The sequence below is a fragment of the Stappia indica genome (assembly GCF_009789575.1).
Lineage (GTDB): Bacteria > Pseudomonadota > Alphaproteobacteria > Rhizobiales > Stappiaceae > Stappia > Stappia indica_A.
This window is the reverse complement of the sequence record NZ_CP046908.1, coordinates 1424914-1447671: the sequence shown is the minus strand read 5'-3', so window position 1 is coordinate 1447671 and position 22758 is coordinate 1424914. Positions and strand designations below refer to the sequence as shown.

General features: G+C 67.9%; 17 protein-coding genes. 5 read left to right on the top strand and 12 right to left on the bottom strand.

The genetic code is table 11. From position 1 onward, the window contains the following. Positions 1 to 82: 82 nt before the first annotated feature. Complete coding sequence (locus GH266_RS06840; protein ID WP_158193227.1) at positions 83 to 2311, bottom strand: mechanosensitive ion channel domain-containing protein; 2229 nt, start codon at positions 2309 to 2311, stop codon at positions 83 to 85. Positions 2312 to 3246: 935 nt separating this feature from the next. On the opposite strand from GH266_RS06840, the gene GH266_RS06835 reads away from it, so the two are divergent. Further along, positions 3247 to 4335, top strand: a complete 1089-nt coding sequence (locus GH266_RS06835) for a DUF2336 domain-containing protein (protein ID WP_158193226.1) — start codon at positions 3247 to 3249, stop codon at positions 4333 to 4335. 83 nt (positions 4336 to 4418) lie between these two features. On the opposite strand, the gene GH266_RS06830 is transcribed toward GH266_RS06835, so the two are convergent. The 3 genes from GH266_RS06830 to GH266_RS23465 form a co-directional block, all read right to left on the bottom strand. Next, positions 4419 to 5675, bottom strand: a complete 1257-nt coding sequence (locus tag GH266_RS06830) for an amidase (RefSeq protein ID WP_158193225.1) — start codon at positions 5673 to 5675, stop codon at positions 4419 to 4421. A 172-nt stretch (positions 5676 to 5847) separates the two neighbouring features. Next, positions 5848 to 6369, bottom strand: a complete 522-nt coding sequence (locus tag GH266_RS06825) for a BA14K family protein (RefSeq protein ID WP_158193224.1) — start codon at positions 6367 to 6369, stop codon at positions 5848 to 5850. Between the two features lie 181 nt (positions 6370 to 6550). Next, positions 6551 to 7126: a BA14K family protein gene (locus GH266_RS23465; RefSeq protein ID WP_244953781.1), complete on the bottom strand. Its 576-nt coding sequence runs from the start codon at positions 7124 to 7126 to the stop codon at positions 6551 to 6553. A gap of 216 nt (positions 7127 to 7342) precedes the next feature. Between GH266_RS23465 and GH266_RS06815 the strand changes: the two genes are divergently transcribed. Continuing rightward, positions 7343 to 8122: a HugZ family pyridoxamine 5'-phosphate oxidase gene (locus GH266_RS06815; protein WP_158193223.1), complete on the top strand. Its 780-nt coding sequence runs from the start codon at positions 7343 to 7345 to the stop codon at positions 8120 to 8122. Between the two features lie 73 nt (positions 8123 to 8195). Next, positions 8196 to 9107, top strand: coding sequence for an alpha/beta hydrolase (locus tag GH266_RS06810; protein ID WP_244953779.1), 912 nt, complete (start codon positions 8196 to 8198; stop codon positions 9105 to 9107). A gap of 100 nt (positions 9108 to 9207) precedes the next feature. Here GH266_RS06810 and GH266_RS06805 read toward each other — a convergent pair whose 3' ends face one another. The 8 genes from GH266_RS06805 to GH266_RS06770 form a co-directional block, all read right to left on the bottom strand. Continuing rightward, positions 9208 to 9540, bottom strand: coding sequence for a hypothetical protein (locus tag GH266_RS06805; protein ID WP_158193222.1), 333 nt, complete (start codon positions 9538 to 9540; stop codon positions 9208 to 9210). A gap of 200 nt (positions 9541 to 9740) precedes the next feature. Next, on the bottom strand, positions 9741 to 10760 hold the full coding sequence (locus tag GH266_RS06800; RefSeq protein WP_158193221.1) for a TIM44-like domain-containing protein: 1020 nt from the start codon (positions 10758 to 10760) through the stop codon (positions 9741 to 9743). Between the two features lie 166 nt (positions 10761 to 10926). Then, positions 10927 to 12690, bottom strand: a complete 1764-nt coding sequence (locus GH266_RS06795) for a methyl-accepting chemotaxis protein (RefSeq protein ID WP_209001558.1) — start codon at positions 12688 to 12690, stop codon at positions 10927 to 10929. Between the two features lie 275 nt (positions 12691 to 12965). After that, on the bottom strand, positions 12966 to 16568 hold the full coding sequence (locus GH266_RS06790) for a hydantoinase B/oxoprolinase family protein (protein ID WP_158193220.1): 3603 nt from the start codon (positions 16566 to 16568) through the stop codon (positions 12966 to 12968). Positions 16569 to 16735: 167 nt separating this feature from the next. Further along, positions 16736 to 18043 carry a TRAP transporter large permease gene (locus GH266_RS06785; protein WP_158193219.1) on the bottom strand — a complete coding sequence of 436 codons (1308 nt, stop codon included), beginning with the start codon at positions 18041 to 18043 and terminating at the stop codon, positions 16736 to 16738. A 6-nt stretch (positions 18044 to 18049) separates the two neighbouring features. Continuing rightward, entirely contained in the window at positions 18050 to 18583 is a 534-nt protein-coding gene (locus GH266_RS06780) for a TRAP transporter small permease (RefSeq protein ID WP_199270465.1), read from the bottom strand. 223 nt (positions 18584 to 18806) lie between these two features. Further along, positions 18807 to 19796, bottom strand: a complete 990-nt coding sequence (locus tag GH266_RS06775; RefSeq protein ID WP_199270464.1) for a TRAP transporter substrate-binding protein — start codon at positions 19794 to 19796, stop codon at positions 18807 to 18809. A gap of 98 nt (positions 19797 to 19894) precedes the next feature. Continuing rightward, on the bottom strand, positions 19895 to 21157 hold the full coding sequence (locus GH266_RS06770; RefSeq protein ID WP_199270463.1) for an NAD(P)/FAD-dependent oxidoreductase: 1263 nt from the start codon (positions 21155 to 21157) through the stop codon (positions 19895 to 19897). A 208-nt stretch (positions 21158 to 21365) separates the two neighbouring features. Here GH266_RS06770 and GH266_RS06765 point away from each other — a divergent pair, with 208 nt between their 5' ends. Both GH266_RS06765 and GH266_RS06760 read left to right on the top strand, forming a co-directional pair. Continuing rightward, on the top strand, positions 21366 to 22085 hold the full coding sequence (locus GH266_RS06765) for an aspartate/glutamate racemase family protein (protein ID WP_158193218.1): 720 nt from the start codon (positions 21366 to 21368) through the stop codon (positions 22083 to 22085). Positions 22086 to 22162: 77 nt separating this feature from the next. Then, the gene (locus GH266_RS06760; protein ID WP_158193217.1) at positions 22163 to 22705 is read left to right on the top strand and encodes a winged helix DNA-binding protein; all 543 of its coding nucleotides are present in this window, start codon (positions 22163 to 22165) and stop codon (positions 22703 to 22705) included. Positions 22706 to 22758: the final 53 nt, after the last annotated feature.

Below are 22758 nucleotides of genomic sequence, written 5' to 3'. Positions count from 1 at the left end.
GTTATCCCCGGCGCGGCGCAAAGGTGCCGGAAGAACGGCTGATCGCCGATGGCACGCTGCCGCGTCTGAAGATCCGCTGTTTTCAGCGGGATTCCGAGGCATCCGTCAGCGGGTTCGTCGCGGCTGGCTGCTCCAGAACAGGCCGCACGGCGCCGGCGATCGCCTGCTTTTCCGCGTCGGAAAAATGGCGCGGATCGGACGGGTCCTGGGCGACGCGCACGGTCACCTCGCGATGGGCGAAGTGGATGTCGTTGGCCTCGCACAGGTCGCGGATGCCGGAATAGACCACCTTGCGCAGCTCGAACTGGTCGCCGGGACGGGTCATGAACTTGACCCGGACGATCATCGCCGAATCCTCCAGCGCCGTGACGCCCTGCGACTTCACCGGCTGGAGGAATTTCGGTCCGTAATCGGGATGATGCATCAGGCCTTCGCCGAACTTCTTGATCAGCTTGCGCATCTTTTCCACGTCCGTGTCGTAGGTGACGCGGAAGGCCAGCTTCATCACCGCCCAGTCGCGGGAGAAGTTCTTCACGTACTTGATTTCCCCGAAGGGCACGGTGTTCAGCGGGCCGTTGTGGTGGCGCAGCTGCATGGAGCGGATCGAGATCTTTTCCACGGTGCCCTTGACGCTGCCCAGATCGATATACTCGCCCTTGCGGAAGGCATCGTCGATCAGGAAGAAGGCGCCGGAGAAGATGTCGCGGATCAGCGCCTGCGAGCCGAAGCCGACGGCAAGGCCGACGACGCCGGCACCGGCAAAGAGCGGGGCGATGTCGATGCCGACCTGCGACAGCACGATCATGCCGCCGATCACGACGATGGTGATCAGCAGGAAATGGCGGAAAATCGGCAACAGGGTCGCCAGGCGGCTTTCGCCGACGCCGCCGATCTCCATGTCCTCGCTGTGCCCTTCCGACTGGCCGCGCTCCCGGCCAATCTGCCGGTCGATGGTCAGTTCCACCGCCCGGTAGCACATATAGGCGATGAAGGTGACGACGCCGATCTCGAAGAGGTTGCCGACGATGGAGGTCTCGTCGCGCGGATCTATCCCCCAGCGCGACAGCACATAGCCGATAGCTATCACCGCCGACAGGATCGCCGCGCCGTGGTCCAGCAGGGCGCGATAGGGCGAGCGCTGTCCTTCCGCATCCGCGGCCTCGGCTGCCGCCTGGGCTGCGACCGCCTCGCGGTCCGGGAACTCGCCGGCAGCCTCTTCGGCGCGCACCAAATCCTCGCTGCGCCGCGTCTGCTGCGCGTCGCTGTCGAGGCGCGGAAGCAGGAGACGGTCGATGGCGAGCACCATCAGGCCATAGGCGGCGGCCCAGATCAGGCCGGCCAGAACCGGCGCGCCGACAAGGCCGATGGCGGCCTCGCGCTCCAGCAAAAGCCGGCCGGAGGAGACGATGAAGGCGGCGAGGAAATAGACGAGAAGCAGGGGCAGCCAGACCCGCCGGAGCACCCGGTGGCGGTCGCTGTCCCCGCCGGAGGAGCCGCCGGAAAGCAGCCCGCCGAGGGCGCGGCGATGGGCGACGGCGACGGCCGAGAGCAGCAGGCAGGTGAGGCCGACGGAGAGGATCGCCAGCAGCCGGTGGCCGCCCGGATCGAGGTCCATCGCATCCAGCCATTCGTGCAGCGCAATGGTGAGGGCAGCGACCGCGCCGGTCGCCATCAGCCAGCGGTAGAGGCTCGTCGCGCTGGCATCATCGAGCGCGAGCATGCGGATGGCCCCGTTCCCCGGCGCCAGGACGGCGGTCAGAACGACGCGCAAAAGCAGAAGGATTCCAACGCTCTGAAGCCCAATGAGCAGGGTGACCCGGCCCGCCGCGTGATGGGAGGCCAGGACGAAGGCGACCGCAAGCGCCACGACATAAAACAGCGCAATCGCCAGCAGCATGGCGAAGGCGCGGGCGATCAGGCGGGAGATGCGGGCCGCGCGCGTCGCTTCGGGCGGACGGACCGGCAGCTGCCGGGCGAAGAGCCAGCGTTCGCCGGCAAGAAGGGCGAAGCTGCCGGCGATGAGCGAGGCGACGAGCACGGCGAGCGTCGCCAGCAGCCAGTCGGGGTTGTCCCCGGCCCGGCCGGCAATGGCGGCGGATATCATCGAGGGCATCGCGGCGGCCGCACCGAGCGTGTCGGCAAGGCCCGCGCGCAGCTCAAGTCCAAGGCGTACCAAGGGTTTATCGGCCGCCATCTCCATGGCCGTTGCGCCCTGGGCGGCAGCGGGGGCCGCGCTTGCGGCGATTGCGACCGCGCTCGCAAAAATTCCGGCCCTGCGGCCGCCTGCGATCCGCTGCGAGACCTTGCTCATGGACTCTGTCCCCCCGATGCCCCGTACGCCATGGCGCGGTCGTCGCGCCGCGCGCCCTTCACCACCCTAGTGGCAACATAGCGGGGCAAGCTTACAGAATCTTTCCGCAAGACACCCGAAGGACGGAGATTCTCGCGCAAAAGCGCTAGCTTCGAGCAATGCCGGGCGCCTGGGCACAGGCTCCACATGCAAACGCCCGGGCAAGGCCCGGGCGCCGAAACTGGTGGATCGCCGGCCGCAGCCGAGGATCGGGGGATGCCGGTTGTCCCCGGCATCCGGTTTCTTGAGATCGTCGTTCGGGGCTGCGCGAATTTTGCGACGAATTTTGCAAAATTCCGTTCCGAAATCGCCGAATTTCGATACGCGGCTCTACAAATCCGGAATTCGCGAGGTCCCTTGCTTCCTCCGTCCGACGGAGGTGGCTCGGGCCTCGACCTGCATGCCCCTGTCTGGTCCTTTTCGCCTCAGAAGACGCCGACGACGATGGCGCCGACGAAGGCGAATGCCGCACACACGGCCAAGAGATTAATATTGCGGACAAGTGTCATGTCGTGGCCTCCCGCAGTCTCTCGATACATGAAGGATAAGTTACCGGAGCCAGCCGGCAAAGCGAAAAAGATGCTGCGTTGCGTCGCAGCCACGCAGCTTCCCGCAGGCCTCGTCAGGAATGGCGAGCGCAACCGGCGATTTCGGCCCTGCTGCCAATCGTCGTTTGGCGGGGGAAAATGCAGTCCAGCGCGAGGGTGCGATCCGGCGCAAAAAGTCATGTTGCGGTGCGGTATCAGCGTCCGGATCCTGTGCCAACGGGCGATGCTGACGGAAAAAGACAAGATGCTTCAGTCGTTTGAAGACAAATACACAGTTTGACTGAGGATTAACTGGAGGGAAACAGGATCGGCTTACCGTTGAGTCCACATGCTGTGGAAGGACTGGGTATGAAAACTGCGGAACTGACCGGGCTGGCCCGCAGCGGTTCGCCGGAAAACATCGGCGAACTGATCACCGCGCTCACCGAGCTGTTTCTGAAGGCCGACGACCAGGAGCGAAGCCGGGTCAGTCCGGTTTTCGGCGATGTGGTGCTGCGCGTGCTCGACCGGCTCGACACGTCGGTCCGCAAGGCGATGGCCTCGCGGATGCGCGCCGAGACCGAGGCGCCGCGCGACCTGCTGAAGGCGCTGGCGAAGGATACCGAGCTGGCCGTCGCCCGGCCGGTGCTGGAAGGCGGCGGGCTGTTGACCGACGAGGACCTGGCCGAGGTCGCACAGGAGGGGATCCCGGTGCGGCATCTGGAAGTGATGTGCGAGCGGGAGGGCATCAAGCCGGTGCTCAGCCGGGTGCTGGCGCAGAAGGGCGACAGCGGCGTGCTGTGCGCGCTGCTGGGCAACGAGACGGCGCGGATCGGCGCGGACTCCTTCGACCTGCTGCTGGCGCGCTCGCGCAAGGATGCCGAGCTGCAGAGCGCGCTCGCCCTGCGGCAGGACCTGCCGGAGCCGGTGGCGGCGAAGCTGGTGCCGTTCCTGTCGAAGGAGCTGGCGCAGCAGGTGCGCGACACGAATGCCAATCCGGTGCTGACCAAGGCGATGGCGGAGCACGCGGCCCGCGAGGTCGAGATCCGCATGCGCGAGATCGGCGGCGCCAAGTCGAAGATCGACCTTTTGATCGAAGGGGCGATCGCCGGCACGGTCCCGATCGACCAGGCGGTGGTGGTCTTCGCCGACAAGGACCGGGCCTTCGATCTGGGCAAGGTGCTGGCGGGCAAGATCGGCTGGCCGGAAAACGTGGTGGTGCCGCTGCTCTATCGCGACGACGAGCATCCGCTCTTCGTGCTGGCGCGGATCGCCGGCGTCTCCGACGAGGCCTATGGAAAGCTGGTGCGCATGCGCGGCAAGAAGATGCGCCTGTCGTCGGCGAGCGCGAGCGAGTCGGCGCGCAGATACGGCGCGCTGACGCTGGAAGCGGCGCGCGGCGAGTTCATCGCCATGGCTCGCAAGATGAAGCTGCCGGTGGAGATCGCCGGGGGCTGACGCCCCCGCCGGTCTCTCTTTTCTGTCTATCCCCGTTCTGTCCCCGGCCGCAGTGGCGGCCTGTCCCCGGAAGAAGGGCGGCGTCAGCGGGCCTTCGCCAGGCACTCCTCCAGCCAGCGGGCGGCGAGCAGCGTGGCGCGGTCGCGCCCGTAGGGGCCGATCAGCTGGATGCCGAGCGGCAAGCCACCTGTGGTGGCGAGGCCCGGCACGTTGACCGACGGCCCGCCCATCAGCGTCCACACCCGGTTGAACACCGAGGAGCCGGTGGAGGCAAGGCCTGCGGGCGCGGCGCCCGGCGCCGACGGCATCATCAGCACATCGACCTGCGACATCACCTCGGCGAAGGCGTGGCGTGCCTGCCGCGCGACCTCGAGCGCGGCGTCATAGGCGGCCGGCTCGATGGCCGCGCCGTCCTCCAGCGTGCGCATCAGGACCGGGCTGATCAGCTCGGGCGCGGCGTCGACCTCGGCGGCGAGCGCACGCGTCGCCTCGAAATCCTGGATGGTCTGGTGGGCGGCGAAGGCCTCGCGGAAGACCGGGGGCAGCGAGATGCGCGAAACGGCGGCCCCGGCGCGAGTGGCGCGGGCAACGGCGGTTTCCAGCGCGCCCTGCATGTCTTCGTCGGCCTGGGCCCAGGGTTGCGGCTCGACCACGCCGATGCGCGGCGGCATGGGCACCATGGCGTCGACCCGCCAGTCGCGCGCGGACAGCGCGCTGCCGGCGAAGGCGACGTCGACGACGCCCTTGCCGAACAGGCCGAGCGTGTCCAGCGTCCAGGAGAAGTACTTCATGCCGACTGTCGGCAGGTGGTCGAAGGACGGCTTGAAGCCGACGACGCCGCAGAAGGAGGCGGGGCGAACGACCGAGCCGCCGGTCTGGGTGCCGATGGCGAGCGGAAAGAAGCCGGCGGCAACACCTGCGGCCGAGCCGGAGGACGAGCCGCCCGGCGTGTGCTCGAGATTGTGCGGATTGCGCGTCGGCCCGGGCTGGAAGAAGGCGAATTCCGTGGTGACGGTCTTGCCGAGAACGGCTGCACCGGCGCGGCGGGCAAGGGCGACGGTCACCGCATCCACTGCCGGCTGGTGGTTCTCGTGGATCGGCGAGCCGTAGCGCGAGGGAAAGTCGGCCGTGTCGATATTGTCCTTCACCGCCAGCGGCAGGCCCATGAGCGGACCGCGCGCGGAGCGGGCGGCGCGGCGGGCGGCCTCGACGTCATGGCAGACGAAAGCACGGATCGCGCCTTCCTGCTCGGCGATGCGCGCGGCGATGTCGTCGTAGAGCGCGTCGATATCCAGCGTCCCGGCGTCGAGGGCGCGGGCGAGTTCCAGGGCAGACAGCATGGGTTCCTCCTCAGCGGGGGACGATCATCACCAGCCGCGCCGAGACTGCAAGTTTTTTCAGGTAATTGCACGCTGTGGCTGCTATGCGCGGCGCTCTGTGACCGAAACGCGAAACGGCCCGGCGGGAGGAGCCGGGCCGTTCGGGGAGGGGGCCAGGTTCAACCTCTTGCCATTACTGGCAGAAGCGCTGCTGACCCGAGTAGGTGGTGTAGGTTCCGGTGTTCGGGTTGAAGCTCCGGTACTTGGAAGAGCAGTAGCGGTACCACTCCGGGGTGTAGGGCTCCAGGCCGCCGCCCACCACGACCGGGGCAGCCGGGGTGTAGATCGGATTGCCGCGATTGGCCGGGTCGATATAGACGTTTCCGCCCACCGGCGCCGGATCGCGATAGATGTATTCCGGCTCGTAGACCCGCTCCGGAGCGCTCAGCGCCGAACCGATGATCGCGCCGGCGGCAAGGCCGATCACGCCAGCAGCGACAGCGGCGCCGGCATCGTTGCCGCGATTGCCGCGGTGATGGCGATAGCCGTAGTTCGGACGATGCGGGCGGTGGACCCGGTGGTGCTTGTAGCCGCCGCCATTGCCCCAGCCGCGACGGCCGTCGCGGGCCTCGGCAGACGGCGCGAGCGAGGGCACGAGCAGGGCGCCGGCAAGCGCGACGGCAAGGACGCGGGCAGAGATTTGCTTGAGGGCCATGGGGTCGTTCCTTCCAGTGGCTTCGATGTTCCGATGGGGCGACAATGCCACTGCGCAATTGAACGGGGTCTGAGATGCCCGTTCATCTGGCGTTCAGGTTCCGGCGCCCCATCCGCCCTGGGGGGGCAGGACCCGTCAATCTGACGACCATTGCGGCCATGTTGATGGGTCCTGTCCCTAATCAGCGGCAGAACCGGTACTTGCCGGAATAGGCAAGGAAATAGCCGGTCTCGGGATTGAAGCTCCGGTACTTGCGCGAGCAGTAGGAGTACCACTCGGGCGTCCAGGGCGCGTAGCCGCCGCGACGGACCGGCGGATCGATATATTCCCGTCCGCCGCCGCTCAGCGCCGAACCGAGGATCGCGCCGGTGGCAAGGCCGAAGATCGCCGCGCCGCCAATGGCGGCACCGTTGTTGCGGTGGCGATAGCCGCGACGGTCGCGCCAGCGGCGGTCGTCACGCCAGCGCCGGTCGTCGTGCCAGCCGCGGTTGGGCCGGTTCCCGCGGTAGTTGGGCATGTTGCCCGGGACCGGCTTGATGCGGCGATAGGGGCGGTAACCGTCGTGGTTGTCCTTCTCGTCGTACCTTCGGCCCTGGGCCAGGATGATGTTGTCGCTGACGGCCGAGCGGCCGATCTGCTCGGCCGAAGCACGGCCCGGCGCGGCGATCTGGGCGGTGAGGGCGAGCACGGCAACGAGCGCCCCCCGGACGGCCCAGGAAGTCAGTCGCCCTGTGCGATATGCGGCGGATGCGGCCATGACAGGCCTCCTTTCGAAAGAGATTAACCCTTCTTTACCATTGCCTCTTTTGTGGCGAGAGCAAGGCCCGGCGGGTCGATGCCGCCCTTGCCCGAGTGCCGAAGCGGCGGGAACCGGACGCCATGGGAACCATTGCTTTCCGCCGGTGGCGCAGGCAAAAGGGCGAGAGCCACGCGATGCAGCGGTAGCCAGTTCACGCAAGGATAACTCCCGAACATGGAAAGGCGTTCCGTGGCTGAAAACGATCGACCGCAGGTGATCCGCCCCACCGACGACGAAGCAAGGCTGTTGTCGCGCCGGCTGGTGCGCCTGGCGCGCTTCGGTGCGCTCGGGGTCATCGACCCTGAAGACGGGATGCCGTTCGTCTCGCGCGTGGGCCTTGCCACCGAAATGGACGGCACGCCGGCGATGCTGGTCTCGCGCCTGTCGCAGCACACGAGCGCGGTCGCTGCCGACCCGCGCTGCTCGCTGCTGGTGGGCGAGCCGGGCAAGGGCGACCCGCTGGCCCATCCGCGCCTGACCATCGTTGCCCGCGCGGAGCGGATCGACCCGGCCGATCCGGCGCATGCGGCCGTGCGCCGCCGCTACCTGCTGCGCCATCCCAAGGCGAAGCTCTATGTCGACTTTCCCGATTTCGCGTTCTTCCGCCTGCGCCCGGAGCGTGCGAGCCTCAACGGCGGCTTCGGCAAGGCCTATCACCTGACGGCGGAGGACCTGCTGCTGTCGGGGCCGGCCCTGGCGGATCTGGCCGGCGCGGAGGCGGGGGCCGTCGACCACATGAACGAGGATCACCTCGACGCGGTCGCGCTCTATGCGGAGAAGCTGGCGAAGGCCGGCAGCGGCGCCTGGCGCCTGTCCTCGCTCGACCCGGCGGGGCTCGATCTCGTCGACGGCGACAAGGTGGCGCGTCTCGACTTCGATCCGCCGCTGGCGAGCGCGGGCGAGTTGCGCACGCGCCTGGTCGCCCTTGCGAAACAGGCAAGGGCTGGTGAATGATCGCCCTGACTGGAAACCCGGGCAGAGACCTGAGCCGACACATCTGCAGGCCTTCGAGGAGAAAACCGACATCGTGACTGCGACCCGCATCCTGCCCGTCCCGCCGCTCGTCGTCGCGGTTCTCGTTCTTCTGGCAGTCGCGCTCGGTGCGAGCCCGGCTGCGGCCTACCGGCTGGAGCCGTTCAAGGACCGGCTGTTCTCCTATCCGGGCCTTCTGGCCGGCAAGGCGGACGATCCGTTCGTCATCGTCGACTACGACAAGCGCCGCGACATCCACCGCCGCGACAAGGTGTGGGAGCGGGAGGTCTACGGCGAATACGTGTCGATGAAGCCGAGCGGCTCGCAGGAAGACCTGACGCTGAAGGCGAACGGGCGCACGATCAGCTACATGCGCGTCGGCGAGCCGCGCGGCGCGCGCAGCATCGTCATCTACGTGCACGGGCAGGGCGGCAACCGCTTCCAGGGCATGAACGACGTCAGCTTCGGCGGCAACTTCAACCGCATCAAGAACCTGATGGTGCGCAATGCCGGCATCTACATCACGCTCGACGTCAAGAATTTCGACGGGCGCGGGGCGGGCGACGTCAAGGCGTTGATGCAGCACTACACGCGCCAGGCGCCGCAGGCGCGGGCCTATGTCGCCTGCGGCTCGATGGGCGGCTTCCTGTGCTGGGAGCTGGCGCGCGACAGCGGCGCGGCGGCGATGATGGGCGGCATGCTGCTGATGGGCTCGACCTGGGACGATGCGTTCCTGTCGAGCGGCACGTTCCGGGGCGGGCGGCTGCCGATCTATTTCGGCCACGGCAGCTGGGACGAGGTCTACGACTGGAAGAAGCAGGCCGCGTTCTACGAGCGGCTGAAGGCGCGCAAGTCCGACTATCCGGCGCGGTTCGCGCTGTTCGAGACCGGCACCCACGGCACGCCGATCCGCATGACCGACTGGCGGCTGATCCTCAACTGGATGTTCGCGGCCACCGGCCGGTAGGAGCGGCGGAGGCGCTGCCCGGACCGGTTCTGTTGCTGCAATAAAAAGCGGGCCGCCCCATGGGACGGCCCGCTTCCCAAGGCTCTCGCGAGCGGACAGGTTACTTCCAGACCACGTCCTTGTTGCGGACGGTGATCGTCTTCATGTCGCAATAATCGATGTCGGCATCGACATAGGTGCCGTCGGTGAAGTCGATGCGGGTGCGCACGGTGCAATTGCCCTCATCGGTGCCGAAGTCCATCTCGAACGTGTCGCCCGGCACGATGATCTCGTCCAGCCAGTTGTCGCTCCACGCGCCGTTTTCCTGGGTGCGGAACGAAGTGACGTTGGCCGTCGAGCGGTTTTCCAGATCGAACTTCCACTCGTTTGCGGCAGCAGCGCCGGTGGCGACGAGCAGCACGGCCACGGCGGCCAGAAGTGTTTTTGCAGTCATGGTCTAATCCCAGGATCAAGCGCGGCCCAATCGCCGGCGCAGGACGATACAGCCGCGCCATTTTCCTGGATAGGCGGATAATTTTTCCTCTGGCGCGGCCCGATCCGGCGGCGGAGGCCGGGAAGCTGCGCCAAGAAAAACCGCCCCGAAGGGGGCGGTTTCTCAGGTCTTTCGCAAGGCGCAAGGATCGCGGCGGGCGCCTATTCGGTGCCCTGGATGGCCGCGAGCATCCACTCGCCGCCCTGCTGGCGGCGGAAGGTCCACAGCTCGGTGCTTTCCTGCGGCTCTTCCAGGCTGCCCGAGATCACCCGGCCGGAATTGCGGTCGAGGACGGCATCAAGGGCGGAGAAGCGCATGGCGACGGTCGCGTAATCGTCGCTGCCTTCGCTCCAGGCTTCCGAGAGGTCGCCCTGCAGCAGCTTCACGTCCGAGACGGCGTTGCGCCTGCCTGCGGAGGCGAGCTCGCCCAGCTCCTCGGCGAGGAAGGACATGGCCTCGGGCGTGGCGAGACGGCGCAGCGCTGCATAGTCCTCGCGGCCATAGGCCTCCTGCACTTCTGCGAGCATCTGCTCGAAGCGGTCGAAGTCGGCTTCTTCCAGGTCGAGCGGGGTTTCCATGACCGGAGCCTGGAACGGGGCGGCCGAGCCGCTGCCCGTGCTGCCGGTGCCGCCCATGCCGCCGAAGCTGAACGGGGTGCGGGTGGTGTCGGGGCCAGTGCCGCCGAAACTCGGCGCAGCGCCGCCGGACGCGGCTGCCGCCGGCTGCTGGCGCCGTCCGAAGAAGCGCATCGCCAGCACGACGAGGAAGCCGATCAGCGCGACCTGCAGGATCAGGCCGAGGAAGCCGGCGAAGCCGCCCATGCCGCCGCCGAACAGCATGCCGAGCAGGCCGCCCATCAGCAGGCCGCCGAGCAGCGCGCCGCCCATGCCGCCGAACAGGCCGCGCGAGGGCTGGGCCGCCTGCTGCTGGCGGGCACCGGCGCCCGGCGTCGCCTGCTGGCCCTGTGCGGGCTGCGGCGTCATCGTGCGCTGGACGGGTGCGGCCGTGCCGGGCGCGGTGTTGGTCGGGGCGGGGGCGGAAAAGGTGCGGGCGCCGCGGCTGCCGAAGCCGCTGCCGCCGGCCCGGCGCGCTTCGGCAAAATCGACGGCGGCGAAAAGCGCGGCAATTCCAAGGGCAATAACGGCTGTCGTCTTGCGCATCCGGCTGGCGGCAGCTTGCATAGGGGATTTCCTCCACTGGGATCAGGTCGAGATCAACGCTCGTCATATGGGAGGCCGCCGGGCGCATTGCCAGCGCTAACCGCGCGTCTTTGCGCTTGTTTGCGCAAGAAAAAGGGCGGCCCCTTGCGGCGCCGCCCTTTTGCGTTCCGTGCGCCGGTATTGCCGGTCAGGCGGCGCGAATGTTGCGCAGGAAGGCGTCGAGTTCCTTCTGCAGCGTGCCGGACTGGTAGGCCAGCGTCTCGACGCTGGTCAGGACCTGGCGCGCTCCGGCGCTGGAATCGACCGCCCGCTCGCGGACCGATCCGATGGTGCGCGTGATCTCGGTGCTGCCGGCGGCCACCTCGTTGACGTTGCGGGCAATCTCCGCCGTCACCGCGCTCTGCTCCTCGATGGCCGTGGCAATGGCCGAGATCTGGCCGTTGATGCTGTCGATGGACCGAACGACGGATCCGATGGCCTCCGAGGTGCGGGTGGCGCCGTTCTGCATGTCCTGCACCTGGGCGCTGATGTCCTCGGTGGCGCGGCCGGTCTGGTTGGCCAGCGCCTTGACCTCGCCGGCGACGACCGCAAAGCCCTTGCCGGCCTCGCCGGCGCGTGCGGCCTCGATCGTCGCGTTGAGCGCCAGCAGGTTGGTCTGGGAGGCGATGTCGTTGATCAGCTTGACCACATCGTCGATGCGCCGTGCCGCATCGGCCAGACTGCTGACCGTGCTGCTGGAGCGCTGCGCATTGCTGGTGGACTGGTCTGCGGCGGACAGGGCGGCCGTGACCTGCCGGCTGATCTCTCCGATGGAGGCGCTCAGCTCCTCTGCCGCGCTGGCGACCGACTGGACGCCGGTTGCCGACTGTTCGGCCGCCGCCGCGACCGCGCCGGCATTGTCCGAGGTCACCTCGGCGTTGCGGGCCATCATGCCGGCCGCCTGCTGGAGCTCCCCGACGGCCTCCGCGATGCCGTTCGAGACCGTCTTCAGGGTCGATTCCAGGCTGTCCGCCAGACGGAGGGTCGCCTCGCGCTTCTCGATCTCGATGCGCTCCTCCTCCTCGCGGGCCTGCTCCTGCAGGCGCTTGATCTCGATGGTCTTCTCGCGGAACGCCTCGAAGGCGCGGGCGAGTTCCCCGACCTCGTCGCGCGAGCGGACGGAAACGGTGACCGAGGTGTCGTCCATGGCAAGCCGGTTGAGGGCGGTGACGACGCTGCGGAGGGGCCGGCTGATGCCGAAGACGGCAAGCAGGCTCGCAATCGCCATGCCTGCCAGGATCGCGACCAGCGTCGTGGTGCTCATGATCACCAGACCCTGCTGCTCGTGCTGCTTGGCCAGTGCGCTGGCCGCCATGGCGAAGCGGTCGAGATCCTGCGTCAGGCCCACCAGTTCGTGGTCCAGCCGCTCCTGCTCGATCTCGACTTCTGCCGCCAGGGCCGTCGCTGCCGGGATGTCGTTCGCCTTCAGCAGGTCGACGATGCGCTCGACCTTCTGGCCATAGGCCCGGTGCTCGGCCTCGATCTGCTTCAGGGTCGTCAGGATGGTCTGGTACTTGGCCGCGTTCTCCGGGGTGGCGGCAAGGGTCTGCCCCTTCAAGGCGATCTCCTCCGCCGCCCTGATCTCCTCATCGACTTGCGCGGCCAGCGACAGCACGCGCTGCGACAGGTCTTCGGTCGTCCCGGACGCGGGCGCGGCCTCGAGGTCGGCGGCACGGAAGAGACGTTCGAGCAGGAGAGCCTGCTCGAGCTGGTGGACGGTCACCTTGCTGACATTGGTCGTCAGGGGGATCGTCTCGTCCGCGATCTCTTCAAGCTCGGTGCCGATCTGACGCATCTGCACCAGCCCGACGGCGGCGATCATCAGCATCATCAGACTTAGAAAACCAACGAGGCCGAGGATCTTGGCGGCCACGGAACGCAGGCGGGAGGAGCCGGCACGAACATCGCGCATTGCAGGAATTCCTCGACGAATGAAAGAACGACCAACAGCAAGGGTCGCGCCTCCATCAGGCTGCGTAAGCTCTTAAATTTTCCTGATGCGAGACACGTAAAGTCAGATCACTTCGAGATTTGTTTGAATTGAATACTTAGTTTCCTCTGAGTCGCAACGGCTAAATTTGAATAAAATTCGACGGAATTCGGCAGTGGTGCCGGATGCCAAGACGGCCGCGCCATGGGCGCGGCCGTCAGGTGGTGTTCGGATGGTGCGGGGGACGTCCGCCGGTGTCAGGCCTTGCCCCAGCCGCCGGCGGTCGGGGTGATGACGGTGACCGCCTCGCCCGCCTTCAGCACCGTCTGGTCGCAGCCGGCGAGTTCCTCAATGCTGCCGCCGAGACGGCGCACCAGGGTCTTGCCGAGCTGACCATCGCCGCCGCCGTCGCCGCCCTTCGGGGCGATGGTGCGGTGGGACGACAGGATCGCCAGTTCCATCTCCTCCAGGAAGCGGATGGTGCGTTTGGTGCCGTTGCCGGCATGCCACTTGCCCGTGCCGCCCGAGCCCTCGCGGATGTGGAAGTCCTCCAGCAGCACCGGATAGCGGAATTCCAGCACCTCCGGATCGGTGAGGCGCGAGTTGGTCATGTGCACATGGACGCCGTCGGTGCCGTTGAAGCCGGGACCGGCGGGCGAGCCGGAGCACAGGGTCTCGTAGTACTGGTAGGTGGCGTTGCCGAAGGTCAGGTTGTTCATCGAGCCCTGGCTGTTGGCCATGGCTCCCAGCGCGCCGAACAGGGCGTTGGTGACGTGCTGGCTGGTCTCCACATTGCCGGCGACGACGGCGGCCGGGTAGGCCGGCTTCAGCATGCAGCCGTCGGGAATGACGATGTGGATCGGCCGCAGGCAGCCCGCGTTCATCGGGATGTGGCCCTCGACCATGACGCGGAAGCAGTAGAGCACGGCCGCGCGGGTGACGGGCTCGGGCGCGTTGAAGTTGTTCGGCTTCACGTCGCTGGTGCCGGTGAAGTCGACGGTCGCCTCGCGCTTCGCCTTGTCGACGGTGATCCGGACGCGGATCACCGAGCCCTGGTCGGTCGGGTACTCGTACTCGCTGTCGGTCAGCGCCTCGATGACCCGGCGCACGCTCTCCTCGGCATTGTCCTGGACGTGGCCCATATAGGCCTGCACCACTTCGAGGCCGAAGTGGGAGACCATCTTGCGCAACTCCTGCACGCCCTTCTCGTTGGCGGCGATCTGCGCCTTCAGGTCGGCGACGTTCTGCGTGACGTTGCGCACCGGCCAGGGATGGTCGGTGAGGACCTCGACCAGCTCTTCCTCGCGGAAACGGCCCTGATCGACGAGCTTGAAGTTGTCGATCAGCACGCCTTCCTCGTCCACCGTGGTGGCGCGCGGGGTCATGGAGCCGGGGGCCGAGCCGCCGACATCGGCATGGTGGCCGCGGCTTGCCGCCCAGAACAGGATCTCCTTGCCCGCATCGTCGAAGACCGGCGAGACGACGGTGATGTCCGGCAGGTGGGTGCCGCCGTTATAGGGGGCGTTGAGCGCGAAGACGTCTCCGGGGCGGATCTGGCCGGCGTTGAGCTTGATCACCGTCTCGACGGAGCGGTCCATGGAACCCAGATGCACCGGCATGTGCGGGGCATTGGCGACCAGCGCGCCGGAGGCGTCGAAGACCGCGCAGGAGAAGTCGAGCCGCTCCTTGACGTTCACCGAATAGGCGGTGTTCTGCAGCGTCACGCCCATCTGCTCGGCGATGGACATGAAGAGGTTGTTGAAGACCTCGAGCATGACCGGGTCGGCCTTGGTGCCGATGGCCTCGGCGCGGGCGAGCTTTTCGACGCGGCGCAGGACGACATGGTCCTTGGCGGTGATTTCCGCCTGCCAGCCCGGCTCCACGACGATGGTCTGGTGCGGCTCGACGATGAGCGCGGGGCCGGAGAGCCTGTGGCCGGGCTTGAGGCCGGCACGGGCGAAGAAGCCCGCCTCGCGCCACTCGCCCTCGGCGAAGATGGCGCCGGTGTCGGCCGGCTCTGGCGTGCCGGAGACGACCGGCAGGTCCGGCTCGTCGATGCCGGAGCCGCCGCCGACGGATTCCACCTCGAGCGCTTCCACGACGATCGGCTTGTTCTCGTAGACGAAGCCGAACTGGGCGCGGTGCGCATCGGCGAAGGCGCCGACCATGGCGTCGATGTCGCCGGCGACATAGGCGACCGGGATCGGCGTGTCCGTGCCCTCATAGCGCAGCAGGGCGCGCGGCAGGTTGCGGATCCCGGCATCCGCGACGCCCTGGCCGGCGACCTCGGTGCGGGTCTCGGCCGACAGGCGGTCGGCAAGAGCCTGAAGGTCGTCCAGCATCGCCGGCTCGAGACGGCGCACGACCGCCTGCTGGCGGGTGGCGCGGATGTCGGCAAGGCCCATGCCGTAGGCGGACAGGATGCCCGACAGCGGGTGGACGATCACCGTGGTCATGCCGAGGCTGTCGGCGACCGAGCAGGCGTGCTGGCCGCCGGCGCCGCCGAAGCAGGTCAGCGCATATTCGGTGACGTCGTAGCCGCGCTGGACGGAGATCTTCTTGATGGCGTTGGCCATGTTCTCGACGGCGATCTTCAGGAAGCCGTCGGCGACCTCGGCGGCCGAGCGGCCGTCGCCGATGCGGGCGGCCATTTCCTCGAACTTCGCCACCACCGCATCGCGGTCGAGCGGCTCGTCGCGCCCCGGTCCGAAGATCTTCGGGAAGAAGTCGGGGCGCAGCTTGCCGACCATGACGTTGGCATCGGTGACGGCGAGCGGGCCGCCGCGGCGGTAGCAGGCGGGGCCGGGATTGGCGCCGGCCGAATCCGGGCCGACCTGGAAGCGGCCGTCCTTGTAGTGGAGGATCGAGCCGCCGCCGGCCGCGACCGTGTGGATCATCATCATCGGCGCGCGCATGCGCACGCCCGCCACCTCGGTCTCGAAGGCGCGCTCGTATTCGCCGTTGTAATGGGAGACGTCCGTGGAGGTGCCGCCCATGTCGAAGCCGATGACCGCATCGAAGCCGGCCATCTTCGAGGTCTCGATGGCGCCGACGACGCCGCCGGCGGGACCGGAGAGAATCGCGTCCTTGCCCTGGAAGAGGTCGGCGGCGGTGAGGCCGCCGGAAGACTGCATGAACATCAGCCGGCAGTCGGTGCCCTCGATCTGCAGCTCGCTCGCCACCTGCTCGACATAGCGGCGCAGGATCGGCGAGAGATAGGCATCGACCACGGTGGTGTCGCCGCGCCCGACCAGCTTCATCAGCGGCGAGACCTCGTGGCTGACGGAGACCTGCGGGAAGCCGACCTTGCGGGCGATCTCGGCGACCTTCTTCTCGTGCTCGGGGAAGGCGTAGGCGTGCATGAAGACGATGGCGGCTGAGCGGATGCCGCTGTCATAGGCGGCCTTGAGGTCGCGCTCGACCTCAGTGAGGTCCGGCTCGGCCTCGATGGTGCCGTCGGCGCGCACGCGCTCGGCGACCTCGACGACGCGCTCGTAAAGCAGTTCCGGCTTGACGATCTCCTTGGCGAAGATGTCGGGCCGGGCCTGGTAGCCGATCTCCAGCGCATCGTGGAAGCCGCGGGTGGTGACCAGCAGGGTGCGGTCGCCCTTGCGCTCCAGCAGTGCATTGGTGGCGACGGTGGTGCCCATCTTGACGGTGGCGATGCGCTCGGCCGGGATGCGCTCGCCGGAGGCGACGCCCATCAGCTCGCGGATGCCCTGGATGGCGGCGTCGCGATAGGCTTCCGGGTTCTCCGACAGGACCTTGTGGGCGCGGATGCCGCCCTCGGGATCACGGGCGACGATGTCGGTGAAGGTGCCGCCGCGATCGATCCAGAAGTCCCACTTGCCGCTCGTCATGATGCGTTTCTCCGCTGGTCGGTCCGGCCGCCGTCCGCTTTGCGCGGGGAGCCGGTTATTGGATTGGCGCTACGTCAACAATTTATCGAGAAAATGTCAATGTTGTTTTTGCAATTTCCCTCGCCCGCAAACGGGGCGGGCGAGGGAAGTCCTTGCGAAGCCGCACCTTACGGCCGGTTGCGCATGTTCTCGGGCAGCCAGGTCGCCAGCTCCGGGAAGGCGATCAGGATGAACACCATCACCACCATCAGCGCGAACATCGGCAGGGCGGCGCGGGCGATATAGGTCATCTCGTGCCGCGTCATGCCCTGCAGCACGAACAGGTTGAAGCCGATGGGCGGCGTGATCTGCGCCATCTCCACGACCACCACGACGAAGATGCCGAACCAGATGGCGTCGATGCCGGCGGCGCGGATCATCGGCTCGACCACCGCCATGGTCAGCACCACGGAGGAGATGCCGTCCAGGAAGCAGCCGATGACGATGTAGAAGACCAGCAGCGCCATCAGCAGCTCGAAGCGCGAGAGCTGCATGTCGGCGATCCAGGCGGCCAGTGCGCGCGGCAGGCCGGTGAAGCCCATGGACAGCGACAGGAAGGCGGCGCCGGCGAGGATCAGCGCCACCATCGCCGAGGTGCGGGTGGCGCCCATCAGGCTCTCGCCGAAGGTCTTCCAGGTGAGCGAGCCCTGGCCGGCGGCAAGCAGCAGCGAACCGATGACGCCGAGGGCCGCGGCCTCGGTGGCGGTGGCAAGGCCGGTATACATCGAGCCGATGACGACGATGATCAGCGCGATCACCGGCAGCAGGAAGCGCGAGTTGGCGAGCTTTTCGCGGAAGCTCATCTGCGGCTCGGGCTGCGGCTTGTAGTCCTTCGAGACCTTCGCGTAGACCGCGATATAGCCCATGAACAGGCTGGCCAGCACCAGGCCCGGCAGGATGCCGGCCATGAACAGCTTGGTGATGGATTCGTTGATGGTGACGCCGTAGACGATCAGCGTCAGCGAGGGCGGGATCATCAGGCCGAGGGTGGCGGCGCCCGCCAGCGTGCCGATCACCATCTTTTCCGGATAGTCGCGCTTGCGCAGTTCCGGCACCGACATCTTGCCGACCGTCGTCAGGGTGGCGGCGGAGGAGCCGGAGACGGCGGCAAAGACCGTGCAGCCGACCACGTTGGTGTGCAGCAGGCCGCCGGGCAGGCGGGCCATCCACGGGGCAAGGCCGCGGAACATGTCTTCCGACAGGCGCGTTCGGTAGAGGATCTCGCCCATCCAGATGAACAGCGGCAGGGCGGTCAGCGTCCAGGACGAGGAGGCGGCCCAGATCACCGTGATCATGGCGTCGCCCGCCGGGCGCGAGGTGAACAGCTCCATGCCGACGAAGGCGACGCCGAGCAGGGCAAGGCCGACCCATACGCCGGTGCCCAGCAGCAGGAACAGCACGAAGAGGAAGAGAATGATGGGAGCGAAGGTTTCCATGGCGGCTTACTCCCCGTGGCTCTGTTCGACCGTGTCGGCGACGATGCCCGACGAGCCGAGGACGAGAACGCGGACCAGGTGATCCGTCATGGCGATGGCGAGAAGGACCGCGCCGGCGGCCATGGCCGACTGGGGGATCCAAAGGGGTGTGGCGTCCTGGCCCTGGCTGACGTCATGCAGCTTGTGCGACCAGTAGACGGCCTTGATCGCGTAGTAGGACAGGTACCAGGTGAGGGCGGCGCCGATGCCGAAGCACCAGACCTCGAGCCAGCGGCGGCGGCTGCCGAGCGCGTTGAGCAGGATGCTGACGCGGATATGGGCGCCGCGGTTGAGCGCGTGGGCGAAGGCGAAGAAGGAGGCCGAGGCCATGGCGTAGCCGGCATAGCTGGCAGCGCCCGGGAAGATGAGGCCGGTCCAGCGGGCAACCATCTGCGCCACGATGATGGCGAGGATGGAGACCAGCGCCAGCGCGGCGAGCATGCCGCCGGCCAGATACAGACCGTCCAGAAGGCGGCGAAGTCCGCGCCCGAATGCGATCATGGTCGTGTTCCGTGTGTGTCTCGGACCGGCCACGGCGCGACTGCCGGCTGCCGGGCCGCAAGGAGCGGTCCGGCAGCCGGCAGGCCGGCAGGCCGGCACGGGCGGAAGCCCGGCTGTCAGGGACGGCGTTCTGCCGCGATCGGGAGACTGCGGCAGACCCGGCGCGCCTGCCGCAGGGCGGCGCGCCCGAACCGTCGGTGACGGAGGCGGGAGATCCCGCCGCTCAGTTGGCCTTGTAGGCGTCGACGATGGCCTTGCCCTTGTCGCCGGCAGCCTTCAGCCACTCGTCGGTCATGGCCTCGCCAACGACCGCCAGGTCGGCCTTGAGCTGGTCGCTGGGCTTCAGCACCTTCATGCCGTTGGAGGCCAGGCCGTCCAGCGTCAGCTTGGTGTAGTCCTTGGCCTTCTGCAGGCCGTCGGCCTCGGCCTTGGCGGCGCAGTCGGTGAAGACCTTCTTCATGTCGTCCGACAGGCCGGCCCAGGTGTCCTTGTTGACCATCACCGAGTTGCGCGGCAGCCAGGCGTCGACCTCGTAGAAGTGCGAGACGTTCTCCCACAGCTTGCTGTCGTAGCCGGTGGCGCCGGAGGAGATCATCGATTCGGCAACGCCGGTGGCGAAGGCCTGGGAGACCTCGGCGGCCTCGATCTGCACCGGGAGCATGCCGGTCAGCTCGGCGAGCTTGGCGGTGGCGGCGTTGTAGGCGCGGAACTTGATGCCCTTCATGTCGGAGCCGGAATTGACTTCCTTGTTGAAGTACAGGCCCTGCGGCGGCCACGGCACGCTGTAGAGAAGGACGAGGTTCTGGCCGTCCAGCGCCTCTTCCACCGCGCCCTCGGCGGCGGTCCACAGCTTCACCGAATCGTCGAAGGAGGTGGCGAGGAAGGGAATGCTGTCGACGCCGAAGATCGCGTCCTCGTTGGCATGGGCGGAGAGCAGGCGCTCGCCGATCGGCACCTGGCCGGTCTGCACGGCGCGCTTGATGTCGGCGCCGCCGAACAGCGAGCCGCCCGGATGCGTGACGATCTCGATCTCGCCGCCGCTGCCCGACGTGACGCAGGCGGCGAAGGCGGCCGCGTTCTCGGAATGGAAGTTGGTCGCCGGATAGGCGAGCGGCATGTCCCACTTCTCGGCGGCAAGCGCCGGGGAGGCGGCTGCGGCGGCAAGAAGCGCCGCGGTTACGATGCCGGTGGTGCTCTTCAGCAGGTCAGTCATGTTCGGTCCTCCATCGGCCGGGATCCGATTGTTCCGGATCTCGCGGCACTCCAGGTCTCTGGTCGGTGTTCCCGCAGCCCAGTGCCCAATGCCTCACTCTAGACAGCGAAACGGGCAGGCGAATAGGGGGCGGGGTCGATATTCGGCTTGCGGCCGGCGATCATGTCGGCGACGAGGCGACCGGTCCTGGGACCGCCGGTCAGGCCGATATGATGGTGGCCGAAAGCCATCAGGACGTCGCCGCATGCCGGCGACGGCCCGATCACGGGGATGGAATCGGCCGGCGCCGGCCGGTGACCCATCCATTGGCGCGTGGCGTCCCAGCGCAGCGCGGGCATGGCCCGGCGCAGCTGGCGCTCCAGAAGCTCGAACGGCGCCTTTGCCGGTCCCGCGGCAAGGCCGCCGAACTCGACGACGCCGGCAAGGCGGATGCGCCCGTCGAGCGGCGTTGCGACGAATTTCGCGGAGGCGAACATGAAGGGCGCGCGCGGCATCGCGCTCGGCGCCTCCAGCTCCAGATGGTAGCCGCGCTCGCTCTCCAGCGGCACGGAAATGCCGAGCTGGTCGGCCAGCGGCCCCGACCACACGCCGGTCGCCAGCACCGCCCGGTCGCAGGCGAGCGGCCCGCCGTCGGTGGCAAGGGAGGCGAGGCGGCCGTTCTCGGTCACGAAGCCCTGCAGCGCGCCGCGCAGGAGCGTGCCGCCGCGCGCCTCGAATTCGGCGGCGAGATCCTTCACGTAGCGGCCCGGATCGCGGATGACGCCGTGATCGAGAAGGCGGACGGCGAAGCGGTTGGCCTCGCCCAGCAGCGGGTCGTAGGCACCGAGCGCGGCGCCTTCCATCTCCTGCCAGGAAAAGCCGGCCTCGCGCCGCAGCCGCCAGCCGAAGGCGTCGCCCTCGAAGGCGGCGCGGTCGCGGTAGACGTAGAGATAGTCGGACGGGGCGATCCATCGTCCGGCCGCCGTGTCGCCGGCGAGCGATCGGTGCTCCTCGAGGCTGTTGCCGACGATGGGCAGCAGCGCGCGGGCGATGCGCTCGGTCTCGCCCGTGTTGCAATGGGAGAGGTATTTCGACAGCCAGGGCAGCAGGCGCGGCAGGTAGGACCAGCGCAGGAACAGCGGGCTGTCCGGGTCCATCAGCATGCGCGGCGCCTTGGCCGGCAGGCCGGGTACGGTGACCGGCACGACGGCGCAGGAAGCGAGCACGCCGCCATTGCCGTGGGACGTGCCCTCGCCGGGGCCGGCGCGGTCGAGCAGGGTGACCTCATGACCGTCGGCAAGGAGGCGGAGCGCGGCGCTGACGCCGACGATCCCCGCGCCGATCACCACAATCCGCAAACGCCCGCTGTCGTGCTGCTGCACTCTGCCTCTCCCCGGCCAATTGTGACAAGTGTCATGGGGTCAGGTTCTGTTGTCAACAATTTATCGACAAAATGTCCTCAATAGTCTGCGCAAGGTCCTTGAATTGCAGTCCTTCCGGTGCACAGTTCCTGGACAGGGGGCGTTCTTGCCAAGGTTGACGCAGGGTTTTCGGCAGGCGGGGCAGCAACGCCGTTTCGGGAGGAACGAGATGACGGTGCGTGGCGGCAAGGCGCTTTACGGCGCGGCGGTGGGAATCCTGATGCTGGAGGCGCGCTTTCCCCGCATCCCCGGCGACATGGGCAATGCGCTGACCTGGCCGTTCCCGGTGCATTACCGCATCGTGCGCGATGCGACGCCCGACCGGGCGGTGCGGCAGGGGGCAAGCGGGCTGCTCGACGCCTTCATCGCGGCCGGGCGCGAGCTCGTCGCCGACGGGGTCGACGGCATCACCACCAATTGCGGTTTTCTCTCCCTGTTCCAGCGCGACCTGCAGGCCGCGCTCGGCGTGCCGGTGGCCGCGTCGTCCCTGATGCAGGTGCCGCTGGTCGACCGGCTGCTGCCGCCGGGCAAGCGCGCCGGCATCCTGACGATCTCGGCCGGATCGCTGACGGGTGCGCATCTGGCGGCCGCCGGCTGCCCCGCCGACACGCCGGTGATGGGCACGGAAGGCGGGCGCGAGTTCACCCGCGCGATCCTCGACAACGAGGAGGCGCTCGACGTCGCGGCGGCACGGGCCGACAACGTGGAGGCGGCGCAGGCGCTTCTGGCGCGCGACCCGGATGTCGGGGCCATCGTGCTGGAATGCACCAACATGGTGCCCTACGCTGCCGACATTCGCGCTGCGACCGGGGTGCCGGTCTATTCGATCGAGAGTTTCGTGACCTGGTTCCACTCCGGCCTGGTGCCGCGACGCCATCCGCTGGCCTGATCTTGGCGTGAAGGACGGTTGCCCAGTCGCCGCTCTCCGCCGTAGCCTTTGGCCAGAACAATTCAGGCAGGACATCCATGACAGACAGCAGCCAGTCCGAAGACATTGCGCGCGGCGGCATCGGGCCGGTCGTTTCGGCCGCCCATCTCGCCTCCGGCGCGATGCCGGCGCTTTCGGAGGTCGAGTTCGCGGTGACCATGATGGTCAACGCCTATCACCGCTGGATGGTGCGCTGCATGGCGGCGGCCGGCGCGCCGGGCATGAGCCCGCTCGACACCTTGGTGCTGCACTCGGTCAACCACCGCGGCCGGCCGAAGTCGCTCGCCGACATCTGCCTGGTGCTCAACATCGAGGACACGCACACCGTCACCTATGCGCTGAAGAAGCTCGCCGCCGCCGGGCTGGTGGAAACCGGCAAGCGCGGCAAGGAGAAGACGGTGGCGATCACCCGCGCCGGCGAGGCGATCTGCATGGAGTACCGGCGGCTGCGCGAGGCGCTGCTGGTCGGCCCGGTGAAGGGGCTCGGCATGGACGAGATGGAGCTGTCGCGGCTGGCCGCGACGCTGCGCTCCGTCTCCGGCCATTACGACCAGGCCGCGCGCGCCGCAGCGGCGATGTAGCGCCGATCTAGGTCGTGAACTCATAATTCTGGCGAGAAACGGTATGCCCGAAC